Origin of the sequence: Veillonella parvula, from assembly GCF_018366295.1 — a bacterium.
Taxonomy (GTDB): Bacteria; Bacillota; Negativicutes; order Veillonellales; family Veillonellaceae; genus Veillonella; species Veillonella parvula_P.
In genome coordinates, this window is the sequence record NZ_JAGZIJ010000007.1 from 113,579 (window position 1) to 130,842 (window position 17,264).

Consider the following 17,264-nt stretch of genomic DNA (forward strand, 5'->3'; position numbering starts at 1 on the left):
CGCCCTCAGTAGAATAAACGTAACATATATATTCATGAGGAGGTCCACATGGCGACGGATATGGTTTTAGACTTTTATGAAAGTATCAACTTTGAACTTATCGACATTGATGGGTATGACACATTATTTACTGAGCTCTTAGAGGATGGCACGTATGCAACTGTGTCCGATGATGACGGCTATATGCCAGAGGACTTAGAGACACCAGTCGTATTCAATGTGTACGACGATAACGACTCCTTCCAATGGAGTGTTACCCTTGATGACTCTTACCAATTAAAAGATTTATTGGATGGTGCAGAAAGTACGGATGCTTTCTTAGTCACATTACAAAAACTTCGAAAAGAACATATTGAACAGTATCAATAGAAAAAAGCGATGGCCCTTTAGGTCATCGCTTTTTCTATATTGGTTAGCTAATTGCCTCTTGAGCTTTCACAAGCTCATCTTGTGCACTAGCATCTAAAATTTCAATGAGACTATTTACGATATCAGCAGCCCCATCCACATGCCATTCGCGAGCACGCTCAGACATTTGTTGAAGTCGCGGAGAATTAATTAACAGTGCAGTTACCACATCTTCTAAGTTGTGAATATCGCGAGCCCAACGAGCACACCCCCGTTGCTCTAACAGTTCCGCATTTGCCTCTTCCTGCCCTGGGATAGCATTAAAGAATACCATTGGCAATCCGATTGTAACAGCCTCCATACAGGTCAATGCACCAGGTTTTGTAACGAGCAAAGACGATGATTTCATGAGCTCAGAAATATTGGTAGTATAACCATATACGGTGGTCTTCGTCTTCATAGATTCACTAAGGACAACTAACGATTCGTAAAGAGACGTATTTTGTCCGGCTACAACGGTAATTTCACCAATACCATTTACTTCATCTAGATGTTTTAAAGCCGTCTCAAGAGAGCCTAGACCCAGGCCACCACCCATAACAAGAACTTTCACAGGTTCCTCTAAGCTATACTCTTCAATAGCATCACGAAAAAAAGATCGCCGCACTGGAATGCCAGATACATGAATACGAGATTCATCGATACCTGAAGCTACCATTTCAGGTACCATAGATTCTGTTGCAACATAGTAAACATCAATCTGTGGATAGAGCCAAAACTGATGACTACTAAAATCTGTCATAATAGCCACTAGTGGCACATCTATATGACCTTGGCGCTTTAAAATCGATGCCGCCCCACAAGGAAATGGATGTGTAAAAACCATTACGTCTGGCTCTTCTTGTTGTACTAGTTTAAGCATGCGGCTTTTAAGTAGGTACGACAATGCGGTTTGCAAAATGGTACCTCGTTTTTCCCCTTTCGATACGCGATAAATCATATCATAGAGCATGGGGAATACGTCAATCATCTTTATATAGGTACCCTTAATTAAATGCTCTACAGACATAGTTTCTGTATCAAGAAAATCAACATGAGTAATTGATGCTTGTGGCTCTTTTTCTTTCCAATATTCTTCTATGGCTCTTGCGGCTTGCATATGTCCAGTGCCGATTGAGGCGGACACGATGAGAACCTTCCTTGATGTTTCGTTATTCATAATGCACCCTTTCTCTGTGCATTATACCATAAATAGATAAAAAAAAGAGACCTCGAAAGGTCTCTTTCACATCCAATATGGATTATTTTTTGCGTTTTTTAGCTTTTGCAGCGTTAACTTGTTCTTTCAAACCTTTACCAGCTTTGAATGCAGGAGATTTGGAAGCTGCAATTGTGATAGTTTTACCGTTTTGTGGGTTACGGCCTTCACGAGCTGCGCGTTCACGAACTTCGAAAGTACCGAAGCCGATAACTTGTACTTTGCCACCAGCTGCTAATTCTTGAGCTACTGTGTCAAATACAGCTTTTACTGCTTTTTCAGCATCTTTTTTAGTTAATTCAGTTTTTTGTGCAACACTTGCGATTAATTCTGTTTTGTTCATGACAGAACCTCCTTAAAATTACAATACCTTAGAAGTGTATAAACCTCTAGGTTACTTTTCCTGCACTTTAGCCTCCTCCCAAAAAGCATCCAGCTCAGCTAATGAAAAGTCTTCCCATGAGCGATCGCTTTGGTTAACACAAGCTTCTACATGTAAAAAACGCTGTCGGAACTTTGTGTTTGTGCGATTTAGTGCATTTTCACCGCTTATTTTATACCATCTGAATAGATTAATCAAGGAAAAAAGCACATCTCCTGCTTCTTTTTCCATATTTTCTCTATTATTTTGGTCAATAGCCTCCTTAAATTCCCCCATTTCTTCGGAAACTTTAGCCCAAACAGGATCAAGCTCATCCCAGTCAAATCCTAGCTTTGCAGCCTTTTCTTGGAGCTTATAAGCCGCCATTAAAGCAGGTAAACTTTTCGATACACCATCCAATACAGAATTTTGAATATTTTTCTTTTCTTGTGCCTTTAATTCATCCCAAGTGTATGATTTTTCATCATTTCCTGGGCTAAAAACACGAGGATGACGACGAATCATTTTTTCAGCGACATCATTAATTACGTCTTGAAGTGTAAAATGACCAGCCTCCTCTGCCAATTGACTGTGAAAGACAACTTGCAATAATACATCACCTAACTCTTCACGAAGATTTGGCATATCTTTATTATCAATGGCATCTACCACCTCGTAAGTCTCTTCTATAAAATAGCGGCGTAAAGATTCATGCGTTTGCTTTTGATCCCAAGGACAGCCATTTGGTGCACGCAAAGTTTTCACTACATCGACTAAAGGTTGAATATCAATATTGTTCTTCATATAGCTTTGCTTCCTCCCTATTGCGTCGAGCTTGTAAGCGCTTGCCTATGATTGGGAAATGGTAAATATCATCTTTTACGACAGCTTTAGTAAGCCATAACGATAAACCATATACAAAAATAGCCACTACAATTGCTGCAGCCACAGCGCCACCATTGCCTAATAAATCAACAGTGCTCACATAGATGACTTGTGTAGCACCGCCCATGGCCATGGCAGATACTATTATTTTTAATAACTCTAATGTGTTCAGTACCGAACCTACATATCTTTTTACAAAAATATAGTTAATAAGCGCTGCAATAGCAAAGTTTAAATTCGTCGCCCAAGCTGCACCATTAATGCCCAACTCAACACTGCCTGTCAACTCATAATCTAAGAATGTCTTCACTAATAAGCCGATAAAAATCGACACCATAGGAATTACTGTCCTTCCTAACCCTTGTAAAACACCTGCAGTAACCTGCTGCCAACCGAGGAACACAATACTCAAGCTAATAACAGCAATAACAGGCCCTGCGTGGGGTGTTGCATATATTAATTGCGATATTGGCGTAGCTAGTACACAGAGACCAATACAGGCTGGAATCGTAAACATATTAGCAATTTTAATCGCCGTTTCCGCCCGTTTCACGATGCGATGTACATCACCTTGAGTATGTGCCTCAGATACGGCTGGTACAAGACTAGCGGCTAAGGATGTAGTTAGAATGATCGGCAACCCAATCAGAGATGTTGCCATACCCGTCAGATAACCAAATTGTGTGGTTGCTTCATTGAGATAGTATCCAATATCCATCAATCGTTTCGGAACTATAAATGTATCAATGAGTGATACCATGGGAAGCATGATATTCGCCATAGAAACCGGTATGGCAAGACTAAACAATCGTTTAACTACGGTGCCGTTACTTTCACAAATGGCATTAGAATTCTGTTGTAAAAGCATCTTCTCTCGAATATTGCGTTGTCGGTAGTAAAAATAAATTAATACAAGTAACCCCGCCAATACGCCTGGGAATGTAGCAAAGGTCGCACCACCTGCCGCTAAATGGAGTCCACGATCAATGAAGTAGTATGCCAAACCTACCATAGATGACACACGAAAAATCTGTTCAAATACTTGACTCGTACCAGTAGGCACCATATATTGGAAACCTTGGAAATACCCTCTAAAACAGCTCAGGATGGTCACTACAAAAATGGCTGGAGATAATAGCTGAATAGCAATTAAAGCACGTGGATCGCTGATGATTTGATTATCTACGAGCCATTGCGCACTTCCATATAAGGCCAAACTGAATACCAGCCCTAATATAGCGAGTACCCTCAAAGATACGGAAAATACTTGTTGTACGCCTCGCATATCATCATTAGCAAGTTTCTCTGCAATCATAATAGATATGGCTACAGGAATACCTGCCGCAGAAATACTAACGATAATTTGATAGATTGGATAGGCCATCATATATAGGCCAATTCCTTCACCACCTAAGATTCGTGCGATAAGAACCTTACTAAACGCACCGATGACCTTCACGATAATACCGGCTAAGGTCAAAATCATGGCACCCTTTAAAAATCGATTCATAGGCCCTCCTTAGTCGGTGACTTGTGGCTAAGAGCCTTTATCACCGCTTCCGTAATGGTCAAAATAGAACCTTTCATACCATTAAGGCTCACATATAATGTGGCTGGTTTGGTATCCATAAACTTCATTTTTTTCCATAAATCTTCTGGTACAGCCCCCATATCCCAATCGGCCATTTTAGAATCGTCATGCCAATGGATAGTGAGTTGCTTATCTCTACGGACGATACTCTTAATGCCCAGTAGACGTGCTTGCTCCTTAATTTGAGCAATGCGCAACAAACGGTCTACTGGATCGGTTGGTGTACCGAAGCGATCAATGAGCTCATCCGTCATATCGTCGAGTTGCTCTTTAGATTTAATATGTAACAATCGTTGGTATACAGAAATCTTACGAGCACTATCTTTGATATACGCATCGTCAATAAACGCATCTACCTCTAAGTCGATAGCTGGATCAATGGATACATCTCGCTCAACTTCTTTATTTTGAGCCTTTGCAATCGCCTCTTCTAACATACTCACGTACATGCCAAAGCCGACAGATGCGATATTACCATGTTGCTGTGAACCTAATAGATTACCGGCACCGCGAATCTCTAAATCTCGCATGGCTAACTTAAATCCTGCGCCGAGCTCAGTGAACTCCTCTATGGCTTTCAAACGCTTTTCAGCTGCCTCTGAAAGTATTTTATCTGGCCGATACATAAAGTATGCATAAGCACGTCTACGAGAACGGCCTACACGCCCTCGCATTTGGTATAGCTGAGATAAACCTAAACGATCCGCATCATAAATGATGATAGTATTGGCGTTAGGAATATCTAAGCCGGTTTCAATGATACTCGTGGACAAGAGCACATCATAATGACCTTCATAGAAATCGGTCATAATCTCCTCAATTTGACGGCCTGTCATCTGTCCATGAGCAACAGCATAACGCAAGCCAGGCAATGCGGATTCTAATAGTTCTCCCATGTGATTAATGGATGCGACACGGTTATATACGAAATAGACCTGTCCACCTCTTGCAAGTTCTCGTTTGATAGCATCTGCTATGAGATTCATATCGTATTCCACCACATAGGTTTGAACAGGCAATCGCTCCTCTGGCGGAGTATTGATAACAGACATTTCTCGAACGCCAACGAGGGACATATGTAAAGTCCGCGGAATCGGTGTAGCACTCAAAGTCAGTACATCGATATTGCTAGCCCACTCTTTCCACTTTTCTTTTTGTGCTACCCCAAAACGTTGCTCCTCGTCTACAACAAGCATTCCTAAGTCTTTGAATACCACCTTTTTGTTAAGTAATGAATGGGTTCCAATGAGAATATCAATAGATCCATCCTCTACGCCTTTAAGAATTTGTTTTTTCTCTGATGTAGTTCGGAATCGATTAAGCACATCTACTTTAACCCCGAATGGAGCAAATCGATTTAAAAAGGTTTGGAAATGTTGCTGTGCTAATACCGTGGTCGGTACAAGTACCGCTACTTGTTTACCGCTCATAACGGCCTTAAAAATGGCACGCATAGCCACTTCCGTTTTACCAAAGCCTACATCACCAGCGAGCAGGCGATCCATAGGAACAGGTCGTTCCATAGATTCTTTAATTTCCGCCGTAGCCTGTAACTGGTCTTCCGTCTCCTCATATGGGAACGCATCTTCAAACTCTTGCTGCCATGGTTGATCCGGCAAGAATGCAAAGCCTTCTGTGATTTCTCGTTGTGCATATATCTCAACGAGCTTATCTGCCAAATCATCAATGGATTTTTTTGCCTTTGTAACAACTTTAGCCCAGTCACGGCCACCCATCTTATGAATACGAGGCACATCACCTTCATTGCCGATGTATTTTTGTAACTGATCTAAATTATTTGCAGGTAAGAACAATTTATCCATTCCAGCATAAGCGATTTCAATATAGTCCCGATGGATGCCTTCCGTTTCTATCGTTTTAAGACCAATATACTTACCGATACCGTGCATACTATGTACAACATAGTCACCAGGGGTTAAATCCGTGAAATAATTGATCTCTTGGCCCTTTTTAGGTTTGGTGCGAAGCTTGCGCTTTTGTTGTCCGTAAATATTGCCTTCTACGACTACTACTAAATGACTATTTGGCAATTCAAAACCATCTGTTAATAATCCTTTTAAAATAACGACAGTGTTCGGCTTTGCTATCCATGTATCACTATGAGTAAATGCAATATTTTCCCCTTCAAGGGCACGCTCAATACCTTCTCGTCGTTGCTGATTATTTAATACTAGTACTACTTGGTGATTTAAACGATGCCATTGCTTTATTTCATCTGTTAATAGGGGAATTTGACGCTCAAAGCTCGTCATCGTCTTCCCTTGAATACCAATAGGGTTAAATCCAGTGAGACCAATAGAACGTTGTTGCATAAATGTGAAAGCCACTTGATTCACAGAATCTACAGTGCGTTGTAGTTCATTCCAATCACAATGATTTTTCCGATGTGTAGGATCTTCCTTAAGGAATTTCTTTAATGCTTCTTGAATACGACCTGGCTCGTCATAAATTAGAGTGCCCTCTTTCACATAAGATAATAAAGTACTTTCTGCATCACTTTTACCAAGAAAGAAAGGCGTCACCGTGTAGGATTCAATTTGCTCAATGGAACGTTGATTCTCAACGGAGAAGAAACGCAATGTATCGATCTCATCGCCAAAGAATTCAATACGAATCGGATGATCACTATTTACAGGATAAATATCCAAAATATCTCCACGCACGGCAAAATGACCACGTTGTTCCACCTGGTCTACGCGTTCATATCCAATTGTTACGAGCTGTTCAAGGACTACATCACGTTCAATCGCATCATTTAAAGCAAAATGCAACGATTGTCCCTTTAAGTAATGAGGAGATACAACATACTGTGTAACCTCTTCAGCATTGGCAATGACTACTGCCGGCTCTTGCCACGCCAACAGTGCTAATGCTCGCATCTGCGCACCTTGGTCTTCAAGACTGCGAGCCACAGTCGTAAAGTCTACATGATCTGTTGTAGGAAATGATAAGACTGGCACATTAGGCATGAAAAAAGCTAAGTCCCGTTCCCACATCTCTTTATGGTCCTTATCATGGACTACGATGACTACAGGTTTTGTAAGACCTGCAGAAAAAGATTGACTTAAGAGGAAACTCTTTTGAGATCCGCTAAGACCATATATGACTGACTTCCCCTTTCGCTGAAATGCGTTTAGCCCATCCACAAAGGATGGGTTCTGTGAAAGCAGTTTTGTTAATGTATTATCCATACTGCACCATATAGTATTACTATGATTGTATTAATTAAATAGTTCTAACTCATTTATTATAACATATAACGTAGTAGTTAAATCTGTACCTATCTTCCTATCAAAATGTATGTGTTTATCGATATAAATATCCACGTTAATACTTAATTTAGGCAAAAAAAATACACCTCTAAAGGTGCAATAGGTGCAATAAAGTTGGTGCGGGAGAAGGGACTTGAACCCCCACGCCGTAAGGCGCCAGATCCTAAGTCTGGTGCGTCTGCCAATTCCGCCACTCCCGCGTCTCAACTGAAATAATAATATCATGTATGGAATTCATCGTCAATCATTTTTTTATAAATGACTTAAAATTCATACATCGAAAAATATATTCCAAGGATAATAACTATCTAAACCTTACAATTTACGTAAACCTAAAACAAATTCTAAATCTAAAAACTCTTAACTCTACAATTGTATATATATTAACGCTTAACGCCTCATCTAAACCTTAACGCTACAGGTCTCAATCTAAAAGTTCTTACTGATAATTAATATTTGCAAAATAAAAAGAGACTGACCCAGAATCCGAACTACTAGAACCCTGGGTCAGCCTCTTTTTTAGGATGATGATGAATAAATGCATGCCCTACATTTACCATAAAATATATTAACAGTCATAACATACGTCATGCTGGTAATACCAAGAAGGTAAATCCACCATGACCATAGCACGACATTTAGGTCGTATAGAACTAAAATCTAAATTAAATATAATACAATTTAAATCCTATAGAACTAAAAAATCCTTTTTACGGATACGTAAAAAGGAGCTATTAACTTCTCCTCCCTATCTCTCGTAGGTCAAATGGTGAATGTTGAATAGGCAGTTCTCCTGACTCGGCTTCATCGCTCATCTAGCCTTCCCAGTTTCCCAGTGACTTAATTTAGACTCGCTCGACCATACAGTGGCGGGACCGTGCTGGCATTTAACCAGCTTCTCTATTATGCTTTTCAGCACCTATTCCCAAATATGATGTTTTCTATGCTTTTATTCTAACAGTCTAAATTCATTTCGTCAATACGGCAAAAGCATATTTATTAATAAAAAAAAGCTATATAGTTCTGCCGTATTGTTATAACAGAAATTAATAATTCAACTAGCTAGAAAACAAACTTATCCCACACGATTTCTAAACAACCACCCCGCCATTGACATAGTAACAATAGTTAATATAATCATAGGAATAAAGTTAAACCAAATATCCGTCAATCCTGCACCTTCTAGATAAATTCTGCGCATTGCCTCAACAGAAAACCGCATAGGATTTCCATATGTAAGATATTGCAATATTTTCGGCATATTATGTACAGGTGTGATTAATCCGGACAATAAGGCTAGTGGAAAAAGAAAGACAAAAACATATACGAGAACTTGCTGCATATTTTTTGCAATAGCCGAAATAGATAACCCCAATCCAATGCTACTACTTATAAACGTAAACAACACGGCATACACAAGAAATATATTGCCCCGAAATGGAACTTTAAACCAAAACATGGCTATTAATAACAATACAGTACTTTGAAACAGTCCTATTAACATGGGTGGTATAGACTTTGCAACCAAAATTTGCATAGATGATACGGGCGTTACCAATAATTGATCAAAGGTCCCCTGCTCTCGTTCTCGTGCCACAGATAGCCCCCCCAACATGATAACTTGTGTCATACTGATCAATATAACGAGACCTGTCAAGAAAGTCCAAGAAGACTGCTGATTTTCATTGTACCAGGTACGAGATTCAATTGTGATTCCCTTATGCTCAACACCTAACCAAGTCTGATTGAATTGAGAAATGATTTGCCCCATATAGGCTGTGGCAAGACCTGAAGTCATTGTATTCGTTCCATTTACAATAACAGTAATAGATGTAGGTTGTTTATGCTTTAAGTTTTCTTCAAAATCCTGAGGTATGATAACCGCCATAATAACCTTGTTGGAGTCTATTAATGGTGCGATTATATCCGGAGAGTTCGCAGATTGATACAGTTCAAAAACACCGGATGAATTAATAGTCGATTCTAATGCAGCTGCGGTCTGCGTATGACTTTCATCAATCAATACATAGGGAACCTTGTTGAGATTATAGGTTGCGGCATAACCGAAGAGGAACCCTTGAATAATGACCGGTAACAGTAAGATTATACGAGTTTTCGGATCTTTAAAGGTGGCTAATAGCTCTTTCCATATGATGGAGACAATTTGATTCCAATACAGGCGCCAATTCATTATTCCACCTTCTTCCGCGTAATATAAATTGTCAATATTGTAAAGCAAATAGCAAACCCCGATAATACGGCACTATTTTTAATAATCAAATACCAGTTATTTCCACCTAGGAACAATGATTTCAGTAATTCTAAAAAATATGTAGGAGGTAAAAGCCGTGAAATATATTGAATCACCACAGGTTGTGAATGTGGATCAAATAAAAAACCCGTCAATATTAAAGCTGGTAAAAAACTGGTGAGTAATGCCATTTGACAAGCTAAGAACTGTTTCTTCGTAAACGCAGATATAAGTAGTCCCATATTTAAAGAAACAATCAAATACAATGTGGACACAATGCAGATGATCCATAAGGAACCACGCATAGGTACTTCATAAAAGAAATACGAAACACCGAGGCAAAACAACAGCCCCAACATGGCCAATACATAATAAGGCACTACCTTAGCCAAAATAATTTCAATAGGCTTAACTGGTGTAACGAATAAAGCCTCAAAAGTACCACGTTCCCATTCTCTAGCCATAACGACAGCCGTAAGAAAAACGGATACAATCGTCATGATAATCATAATAAGCCCGGGAATCAAAAACCAGGTACTTGTATTTGCCTCATTAAACCACATGCGAGGGTTCATTGTTATATATCCACCACGTAGCATAAACGGAATATTCTTAACGGCCCATAAGTTAATAGCTGAGTTTACATAACTTTCTATACTCATCGCTACCGAAGTATCGACACCATAGTAAATCCCCTGCACTTTCCCTTGTCCACGCATAATTTGATCAGAAAAGTCCTGTGGAATCACCAATATGGCATCTACCTTTCGTTTTTCCATCAATAGTTCCGCCGTTTTTCTATCGCGAACCGCTATAGGTTGAAAGTACTCAGAGCCGTATAAGGAGTCATACACACTTTGGGTCATCGAATCTTGACGTTCCATAACCACTGCTATCGGCACGTGTTTAACATCCAAAGTAACCCCTGAGCCGATGAGGATAATAAGTAGTATAGGTAGCACAACACCCAACAAAATAGTGCTAGGGTCGCGCAATACTTGTAAGGTCTCCTTGTATACCAATGAGGAAAACCGTCTTATAAATCCGTTCATACGTCATCCTCCTGTTCCCGTTTTTTTAGTATGACGGAGATAAACGCTTCATCCATAGTACAATTCTCATCGCCGGCAATCCGTCTAACTTCATCAGGTGTTCCCAGTACAACGAGTTTTCCTGCATCCTGAATCATAATACGGTCACAATATTCCGATTCATCCATAAAATGAGTCGTAATAATAATCGTTGTTCCTCGCTTTGATAAAGAAGTAATCTGTCGCCAGAAATTACGCCTTGTAAGAGGATCAATACCACTTGTGGGCTCATCCAAAAAAAGAATTTTAGGCTCATGCATTAAGGCAGCCGCCATGGACAAGCGCTGTTTATAACCACCAGGCAAATCACCGGCTATCATATCTCGCACATCATTTAGACGAAACTCCTTGATAACAGCTTCTATTCGATCATCCTTTTTTTGACTGTACAAACCGTACACACCAGCAAAAAATTCTAGATTTTCCATAACGGACAAATTGCCGTACAAAGAAAACTTTTGCGCTACATATCCGAAATTGCTTCTTGCTGCCGTACGAGATTTAACGACATCAACACCGGCTACACGTAAATCCCCGCTCGTTACAGGTAATAATCCACACAACATACGAAATGTCGTCGTCTTGCCGGCTCCGTTTGGTCCAAGCAATCCGAATACTTCTCCGCGCTGCACCGTAAATGATGTATTAGCTACCGCCGTAAAATCACCGAATGTCCTCACCAAATGAGATACGGAAATTTCTACTGGACGCTCAACCATTTCATTTGGGGACAACAAACGTTTTCGTTCTTTCTCTATCACACTTTCATTCAAATCCATATCGATACTATCTAAAGGCTCAGCCCCTTGTTTTGAGGCAATTTTATCCTCTTTTAACAGCATCATAAAGGTATCTTCCAAACGGCTCTGAACTGGTTGTTCCTCCATACCGTACTCGCTAAGCCAAGGAATCGAAAGCATTTCTTTTGTTTTTATGTACCTCACGGCACCGGCCTCCGGAACGGCATCCGCCACGCATTTCCTGTCATCCATCAATGCGGCCTGTACATTTCTCATGCTCAACGACTTCGGAATCTTTACCTGAAAGCATCGTTCCTCAGACATTTGAGTCAACTCATGCGGTGTCCCAGTTGCTAAAAAGTGCCCCTTATTGAGGACGAAAACATCTTTACAACGCTCCGCCTCATCTAAGTATGCAGTGCTAACAAGTACGCTGATTCCATCTGTACGTACTAACGACTCTAAGATTTCCCATAACTCCCGCCTTGAAAATGGATCTACCCCTACGGTAGGCTCATCGAGCAATAAAAGCTCCGGAGAACGCACCAATGTACAGGCTAGGCTAAGCTTTTGCTTCATACCACCTGACAATTTACCGGCTTGACGCTTAGTAAATTTGGCTAGCCCTGTCATATGCAGTAATTTTTCAAACCGCTTCGTTCTCACATGCAAAGGAATACCGTGTAAATCTGCATAGAGATTCATGTTTTCACTGACGGATAATTCCTCATAAAGCCCAAATTTCTGAGGCATATAACTGAGTCTATCTTGAACTGCCTGTGAATGTGCTTTCACATCCATTCCGAGGACCTCTAAAGAACCAGCCGTGGCATCCAATAAACCAGCTATCAAACGAATCAAAGTCGTTTTTCCCGCCCCATCTGGACCAACCAACGCAGTTAAACAGCCTTTCCGGATTTTAAAATCCAAATGGTCCAATGCTATTATAGGATCAGCTCCGACAAGGGGGAATTCTTTATATAATTGTGACCCTTCGATTGCATATACATCATTCACTGCACACCTCTATATATCAATGGAAACAGTGGCAGGCATTCCTAAACGGAGACGATTATCAGGATCATCTACATATACCCGCACTTCATATACAAGTGTAGTACGCACATCCTCCGTTTCTACCGATTTAGGTGTAAATTCCGCTACGGAAGAAATATATCCGATTGTTCCGTGAATCGGTTCGTTCTTATATGTATCCGTTGTTACATTTGCATCCATACCGTTATAAATTTTTCCTAAATCCCGTTCGTTCACATATACACGAACCCATTTCTTAGTATTCTCAGCCAATTTAAATACAGGTGTATTCGGTGAAGCCATATCACCGACCTGTAATAATCGGGCCGTTATAACACCGTCTATCGGGGACGTTAATACAGATTGGTTCAGCAAGAACTCCTGACGGGCCAGTTCGCTTTTCATCGCATCCAATTGGGCTTGGGCCTGTGCTATATCTTCCTGTCTTGGCCCTGCGACAGCTAAATTGTATGCTTGCTGAGCCTCGTTTAATTTGGCTTCCGATACTTTCACCTTCGCCTGTATATCATCTACAGACTGTCGACTAACGGCCTTACCATTTGAAGCATTATAGGATTTTCGTAACTTCTCTGCTTCCTGTTTCGATTGCGCTAACGCAGCTTCTGCAGATGTAACTCGTGCCGATGCTTGAGCGATTTCTTCTGGTCTACTGCCGGCCTGCAACTTGGCCACTATAGCTTCCTGTGCTACAATGGTAGCCTTAGCCTGCTGTACAGTAAGATTCAATTCATCAGAATGTAAATACCCCAAAATCTGCCCTTGGCTCACCACCGCACCTTCATCCACCAAAAGGCTGGCAATCCGGTCACTTCCCCGAAATGCAACATTAACTTCACGCAGATTCACATTGCCTTGCAACACAATATGATGAGAGGCAATGTACGCTTCGTATTGATTATAAGCATAATAACTTACTCCACCCAAAATTATTAGAAAGGCAATCATTATACCTGCGCACTTTTTTCTATTATTCGCCATCCACCCTTTAATGACATCAAGTTTCTCTTTCATAATCATTCCCCGTTTCTCACACTATTTCTTAGCATGCGAGTCCGCCTCTGCCTCCTGATCCATGTCCATGGCTTCCCAACCACCGCCTAAGGATTTGAATAAACGAACGGTATCAGCAAACTCTTGCCCCCGACTCATGATATATTGCCGCCTTGCAGACAATACATTTCTTCGTGCATCAAGAACACTTAAGTAATCGCTAAGACCGGAGTCAAAATTGGTTTGCGCCAAAGATTCCGCTTGCTGTGCAGATTCTACAGCAGATTTCAATTCCTCGGACTTAATATGATCCTGAGATGCATCCGTTACCGCATTTCGAACCTCCCCTACAGCTTTCAAAACAGTCTCTTCGTAAAGTGCCAAATATTCCTGTTCCTTTTCTGTTTGTATCTTTATATTCTTACGAATAGCACCGGCATTGAAAATAGGCATAGTGATAGATGGTCCTATTCCTATCATTTTACCGATAGCCGAAATAAGACCTCCCGATGAAAACGACTCCAAGCCTATACTGCCATTTAGTGAAAACCTAGGCTTAAGGTCAGCCTTTGCAGCCTTGGTTTTCTGTTGTTGCGCCGCAATACGTCGTTCCGCCGCCTGAATATCAGGCCGTTGTCGTAAAGCTTCCGCCGGTATGCCGATAAACATGTGTGGATCCACCGTAGGTAATGAAGTATTTTCCATCAATAACCCGTCAATCTCGCCTGGAACTGTTCCCGTCAATATAGAAAGAGCAGCCATTGTGGAAGCTATATTTTTCTTTAATGAAGGAATCTCCGCTTGAGTCTGAGATAATGCATATGTAGCCTGTTGCACAGGTAATTCATTAATAATACCAGACTGATTATTTATCTTAATCAGTTCCAACGCTTCCTGTTGACGCTTCACATCATCTTCTGTTATGCGCAATTGCTCCTGTAAAGTTCTTAACGACATATACTGTAATGCGGTTTCCGCGCTCAAAGATACCCAGGTGGAATATAAATCCGCCTGTGATGCTTGTAACGAATTCGATGCAGCACGTGATTTTGCTTTTTGTCTTCCGAATATATCAATTTCCCATCGCGCATCAATTCCCAATTTACCGGTTTCTACATTTCTCGTCATCTTATCAGATATAGGTAAATTCTTTATCGCTTCTCGGTCTGAATCCCATTCACCCTGACCTCTATTAGCCGACCATGAACCGGAAGCATCTAGCCAAGGTAATCGCTGTGCTTCAGCAATACCCAACTGTAACCGTCCTTGTCTAACTCGAGAACGAGCTACCTCTAACTGCCGATTATTTTTGAGGGTCAAATCAATTAATTGATCCAATACGGGATCATTAAAAACCTTCCACCAGTGGGCTAACTCTTCTTCACTGACCGCGTTCCCTTCCACAACCGCATACGGTAAGGGATGTTTTCCCGCTTCTTCTACCCAAGAATGTTCATTCAATTCTTTAGTTGCTTTTTGTTTCTCTGAAAGCTTAGTCTCATCAGCAGCAGTACTCTTTTTCTTCTTTTTTTTGCCATCTTTGTAATACGATGCAATAACAGGACTGCCTTGGTCAGAATCGTCAACAGTTTTTTCAGACTTATGCTGTATTATCGTATTATCTCGACGCGTTTGATTCGTATCTCTATTTGATTGACTAAAGCTGATGCCAGCGCTAGCACTCCAAGCCCCTAATGCTAAACATATATAAACAATTAAAAGTTGTTTTCTATTCGTCTTCATAGCAAACCTCTTTTCATTTCCATATATATCAGTATCATTATATGTTCATCTTATAATATAAAACCATTATGTATCAATAATATGAAGTATCATTTCAATCTAACTTGAGTTTTATCGAACTTTCACATAAAATAAAAATGTATTAATATAATTCAAGTGGAGGCGATTATGTATATCGGTGAAATCATTAAAAGCTATCGCGAACAACATAATATGACAGTTGAAGAATTCGCAAATAAATCGAATCTAAGTCAAGCAGAAATCACCCAATTGGAAGAATTATTTCAAAGTGATAGAACAACACCTTATCCTGTTGCAATGCGACAAATTAAAAGTATAGCTGAAGCCATCGAACAGCCAATCCCCATCATTATGAATCTTATTTCTGCAGATCAAGAAATTGTCGTTAACGTAGTAGCTGAATCAGATCAGCCACATGCGAAATAATAAAACTTAGTTAATTAAATAAAGATCATTAGCTCATAAAAGGACCCTACATAAATATGTAGGGTCCTTTATATACATATAAAAAGCAAAATAAAAAAGCACCACATTACTGTGATGCTTTAATTTGGTGACCCAGAAGGGATTCGAACCCCTGGCCTTTTGATTCGTAGTCAAACGCTCTATCCAGCTGAGCTACTGAGTCATGTACAAGGTACTCACTTATATTAACATAATGATTGCGGCTACGCAAGCATTTTTTAATATTTTTTGAGTAATTTTATGGACATGCGGCCCGAAGACCGCCATCCAAATTTTGGCAGGGGCAGTAGGACTTGAACCCACAACCAACGGTTTTGGAGACCGCTACTCTACCAATTGAGCTATACCCCTATATTCATCAAGCTTTGCTTGATACTTGATTAGTTTAACAAATATTACATACTATGTCAAGAAATATAGGCTTATTAATCAATAAATAATAAGAAATATTAAAGGAAAAGAGCCCTCTTTCAAGGGCTCTTATGTCTACCTAACTTTTACCTTTATATATACGGGAGATGGTATATATAATTAGAGAGTTTTGTATATGTATTGTTTTGTTTATACACAGGGAGAGTATTGTTGTGTATTTAAGTGTTGTTTTATGTGTTGTATTGTTTTGTGTTGTTTGTATTATTTGTAAAAGGGACAGGTAAAAGTTATTAGTAGTAGACCTCCATTTCCTTAGTTGATCTCAATCAACTATAGCTAGTATATAGATAGTTCGTGAAAACATAGTGAAAGTGATATGAAATATAATCAAAACGAGTAATTTTTGGTACATTTTGGTATATTATTAAATATCAGAAAGATAGCTATAAAGCACGTATTTACTAGGCTAGATAGGGACCTATATAAAAAAGTGATAATTCTATGCATGAATAGAATATGTAATAAATAGTAATTATTAAAATTTATAATTAGACCTTCATTAATTATTTATTATCAATTAACTGATAATATAATTAAAAAATAATGAACTAAGTGATGCAGTGAATCTGTCGTCGTTTCACTCCTCCATCTTCTACTGCCCTGCTTACCAGGTCCCCTGGGAGGATAGGAAGCCATATACAAAAAAGACACACCCTCAGGTGTGCCTTTAAGCAATCAGCGGCTTCCTATCCTCCCAGGCCGTCTCCAGCCAAGTACTTTCGGCGTTTATGAGCTTAAC

Annotated in this window: 12 protein-coding genes, 3 tRNA genes, 1 pseudogene and 1 riboswitch; of the genes and pseudogenes, 2 read left to right on the top strand and 14 right to left on the bottom strand. The window is 39.9% G+C overall.

What is annotated here, in order from left to right; all coding sequences use genetic code 11:
* Nucleotides 1-48: 48 nt before the first annotated feature.
* Nucleotides 49-369 carry a hypothetical protein gene (locus tag KHY58_RS07470; protein ID WP_008714437.1) on the top strand — a complete coding sequence of 107 codons (321 nt, stop codon included), beginning with the start codon at nucleotides 49-51 and terminating at the stop codon, nucleotides 367-369.
* Between the two features lie 43 nt (nucleotides 370-412).
* Here KHY58_RS07470 and KHY58_RS07475 read toward each other — a convergent pair whose 3' ends face one another.
* The 12 genes and pseudogenes from KHY58_RS07475 to KHY58_RS07525 all read right to left on the bottom strand — a co-directional run bounded on the left by KHY58_RS07475 (nucleotide 413) and on the right by KHY58_RS07525 (nucleotide 15,607).
* Nucleotides 413-1,567 carry an MGDG synthase family glycosyltransferase gene (locus KHY58_RS07475; RefSeq protein ID WP_101928796.1) on the bottom strand — a complete coding sequence of 385 codons (1,155 nt, stop codon included), beginning with the start codon at nucleotides 1,565-1,567 and terminating at the stop codon, nucleotides 413-415.
* Nucleotides 1,568-1,649: 82 nt separating this feature from the next.
* Nucleotides 1,650-1,949, bottom strand: a complete 300-nt coding sequence (locus KHY58_RS07480) for an HU family DNA-binding protein (protein WP_004696710.1) — start codon at nucleotides 1,947-1,949, stop codon at nucleotides 1,650-1,652.
* Nucleotides 1,950-2,000: 51 nt separating this feature from the next.
* Nucleotides 2,001-2,771 (bottom strand): nucleoside triphosphate pyrophosphohydrolase, encoded by a 771-nt coding sequence (gene mazG / locus KHY58_RS07485; RefSeq protein ID WP_195213059.1) that lies wholly within the window; start codon nucleotides 2,769-2,771, stop codon nucleotides 2,001-2,003.
* The gene (locus tag KHY58_RS07490; RefSeq protein ID WP_195213058.1) at nucleotides 2,755-4,362 is read right to left on the bottom strand and encodes a putative polysaccharide biosynthesis protein; all 1,608 of its coding nucleotides are present in this window, start codon (nucleotides 4,360-4,362) and stop codon (nucleotides 2,755-2,757) included. Before KHY58_RS07490 ends, mazG begins: the two co-directional genes overlap by 17 nt.
* Nucleotides 4,359-7,655, bottom strand: coding sequence for a transcription-repair coupling factor (mfd, locus tag KHY58_RS07495; protein WP_195213057.1), 3,297 nt, complete (start codon nucleotides 7,653-7,655; stop codon nucleotides 4,359-4,361). Before mfd ends, KHY58_RS07490 begins: the two co-directional genes overlap by 4 nt.
* A gap of 196 nt (nucleotides 7,656-7,851) precedes the next feature.
* A tRNA-Leu gene (locus KHY58_RS07500) sits at nucleotides 7,852-7,936 on the bottom strand.
* A gap of 566 nt (nucleotides 7,937-8,502) precedes the next feature.
* Nucleotides 8,503-8,674, bottom strand: a riboswitch (cobalamin riboswitch).
* A gap of 137 nt (nucleotides 8,675-8,811) precedes the next feature.
* A complete protein-coding gene (locus tag KHY58_RS07505; protein WP_156697027.1) occupies nucleotides 8,812-9,927 on the bottom strand; it encodes an ABC transporter permease in 1,116 nt (371 codons plus the stop codon).
* Nucleotides 9,927-11,039, bottom strand: a complete 1,113-nt coding sequence (locus tag KHY58_RS07510; protein WP_195213056.1) for an ABC transporter permease — start codon at nucleotides 11,037-11,039, stop codon at nucleotides 9,927-9,929. Before KHY58_RS07510 ends, KHY58_RS07505 begins: the two co-directional genes overlap by 1 nt.
* Nucleotides 11,036-12,142 carry an ABC transporter ATP-binding protein gene (locus tag KHY58_RS10030; protein ID WP_413084546.1) on the bottom strand — a complete coding sequence of 369 codons (1,107 nt, stop codon included), beginning with the start codon at nucleotides 12,140-12,142 and terminating at the stop codon, nucleotides 11,036-11,038. Before KHY58_RS10030 ends, KHY58_RS07510 begins: the two co-directional genes overlap by 4 nt.
* A 195-nt stretch (nucleotides 12,143-12,337) precedes the next feature.
* Nucleotides 12,338-12,835, bottom strand: a pseudogene (locus KHY58_RS10035) (ABC transporter ATP-binding protein); the annotation flags it as partial.
* A 9-nt stretch (nucleotides 12,836-12,844) separates the two neighbouring features.
* On the bottom strand, nucleotides 12,845-13,891 hold the full coding sequence (locus tag KHY58_RS07520; protein ID WP_021148449.1) for an efflux RND transporter periplasmic adaptor subunit: 1,047 nt from the start codon (nucleotides 13,889-13,891) through the stop codon (nucleotides 12,845-12,847).
* 15 nt (nucleotides 13,892-13,906) lie between these two features.
* Complete coding sequence (locus KHY58_RS07525) at nucleotides 13,907-15,607, bottom strand: efflux transporter outer membrane subunit (RefSeq protein ID WP_278472769.1); 1,701 nt, start codon at nucleotides 15,605-15,607, stop codon at nucleotides 13,907-13,909.
* 168 nt (nucleotides 15,608-15,775) lie between these two features.
* Here KHY58_RS07525 and KHY58_RS07530 point away from each other — a divergent pair, with 168 nt between their 5' ends.
* Nucleotides 15,776-16,054 (top strand): helix-turn-helix domain-containing protein, encoded by a 279-nt coding sequence (locus KHY58_RS07530; protein WP_128114310.1) that lies wholly within the window; start codon nucleotides 15,776-15,778, stop codon nucleotides 16,052-16,054.
* Nucleotides 16,055-16,179: 125 nt separating this feature from the next.
* Here KHY58_RS07530 and KHY58_RS07535 read toward each other — a convergent pair.
* Nucleotides 16,180-16,256, bottom strand: a tRNA-Arg gene (locus KHY58_RS07535).
* 112 nt (nucleotides 16,257-16,368) lie between these two features.
* Nucleotides 16,369-16,444, bottom strand: a tRNA-Trp gene (locus tag KHY58_RS07540).
* Nucleotides 16,445-17,264 lie beyond the last annotated feature (820 nt).

Excerpts from the sequence above, each read along its gene's own strand:
- KHY58_RS07470 (WP_008714437.1), top strand. The coding sequence starts at position 49 with ATGGCGACGGATATGGTTTTAGACTTTTATGAAAGTATCAACTTTGAA.
- KHY58_RS07475 (WP_101928796.1), bottom strand. The coding sequence starts at position 1,567 with ATGAATAACGAAACATCAAGGAAGGTTCTCATCGTGTCCGCCTCAATC.
- KHY58_RS07480 (WP_004696710.1), bottom strand. The coding sequence starts at position 1,949 with ATGAACAAAACAGAATTAATCGCAAGTGTTGCACAAAAAACTGAATTA.
- mazG (WP_195213059.1), bottom strand. The coding sequence starts at position 2,771 with ATGAAGAACAATATTGATATTCAACCTTTAGTCGATGTAGTGAAAACT.
- KHY58_RS07490 (WP_195213058.1), bottom strand. The coding sequence starts at position 4,362 with ATGAATCGATTTTTAAAGGGTGCCATGATTTTGACCTTAGCCGGTATT.
- mfd (WP_195213057.1), bottom strand. The coding sequence starts at position 7,655 with ATGGATAATACATTAACAAAACTGCTTTCACAGAACCCATCCTTTGTG.
- KHY58_RS07505 (WP_156697027.1), bottom strand. The coding sequence starts at position 9,927 with ATGAATTGGCGCCTGTATTGGAATCAAATTGTCTCCATCATATGGAAA.
- KHY58_RS07510 (WP_195213056.1), bottom strand. The coding sequence starts at position 11,039 with ATGAACGGATTTATAAGACGGTTTTCCTCATTGGTATACAAGGAGACC.
- KHY58_RS10030 (WP_413084546.1), bottom strand. The coding sequence starts at position 12,142 with ATGTCTGAGGAACGATGCTTTCAGGTAAAGATTCCGAAGTCGTTGAGC.
- KHY58_RS07520 (WP_021148449.1), bottom strand. The coding sequence starts at position 13,891 with ATGATTATGAAAGAGAAACTTGATGTCATTAAAGGGTGGATGGCGAAT.
- KHY58_RS07525 (WP_278472769.1), bottom strand. The coding sequence starts at position 15,607 with ATGAAGACGAATAGAAAACAACTTTTAATTGTTTATATATGTTTAGCA.
- KHY58_RS07530 (WP_128114310.1), top strand. The coding sequence starts at position 15,776 with ATGTATATCGGTGAAATCATTAAAAGCTATCGCGAACAACATAATATG.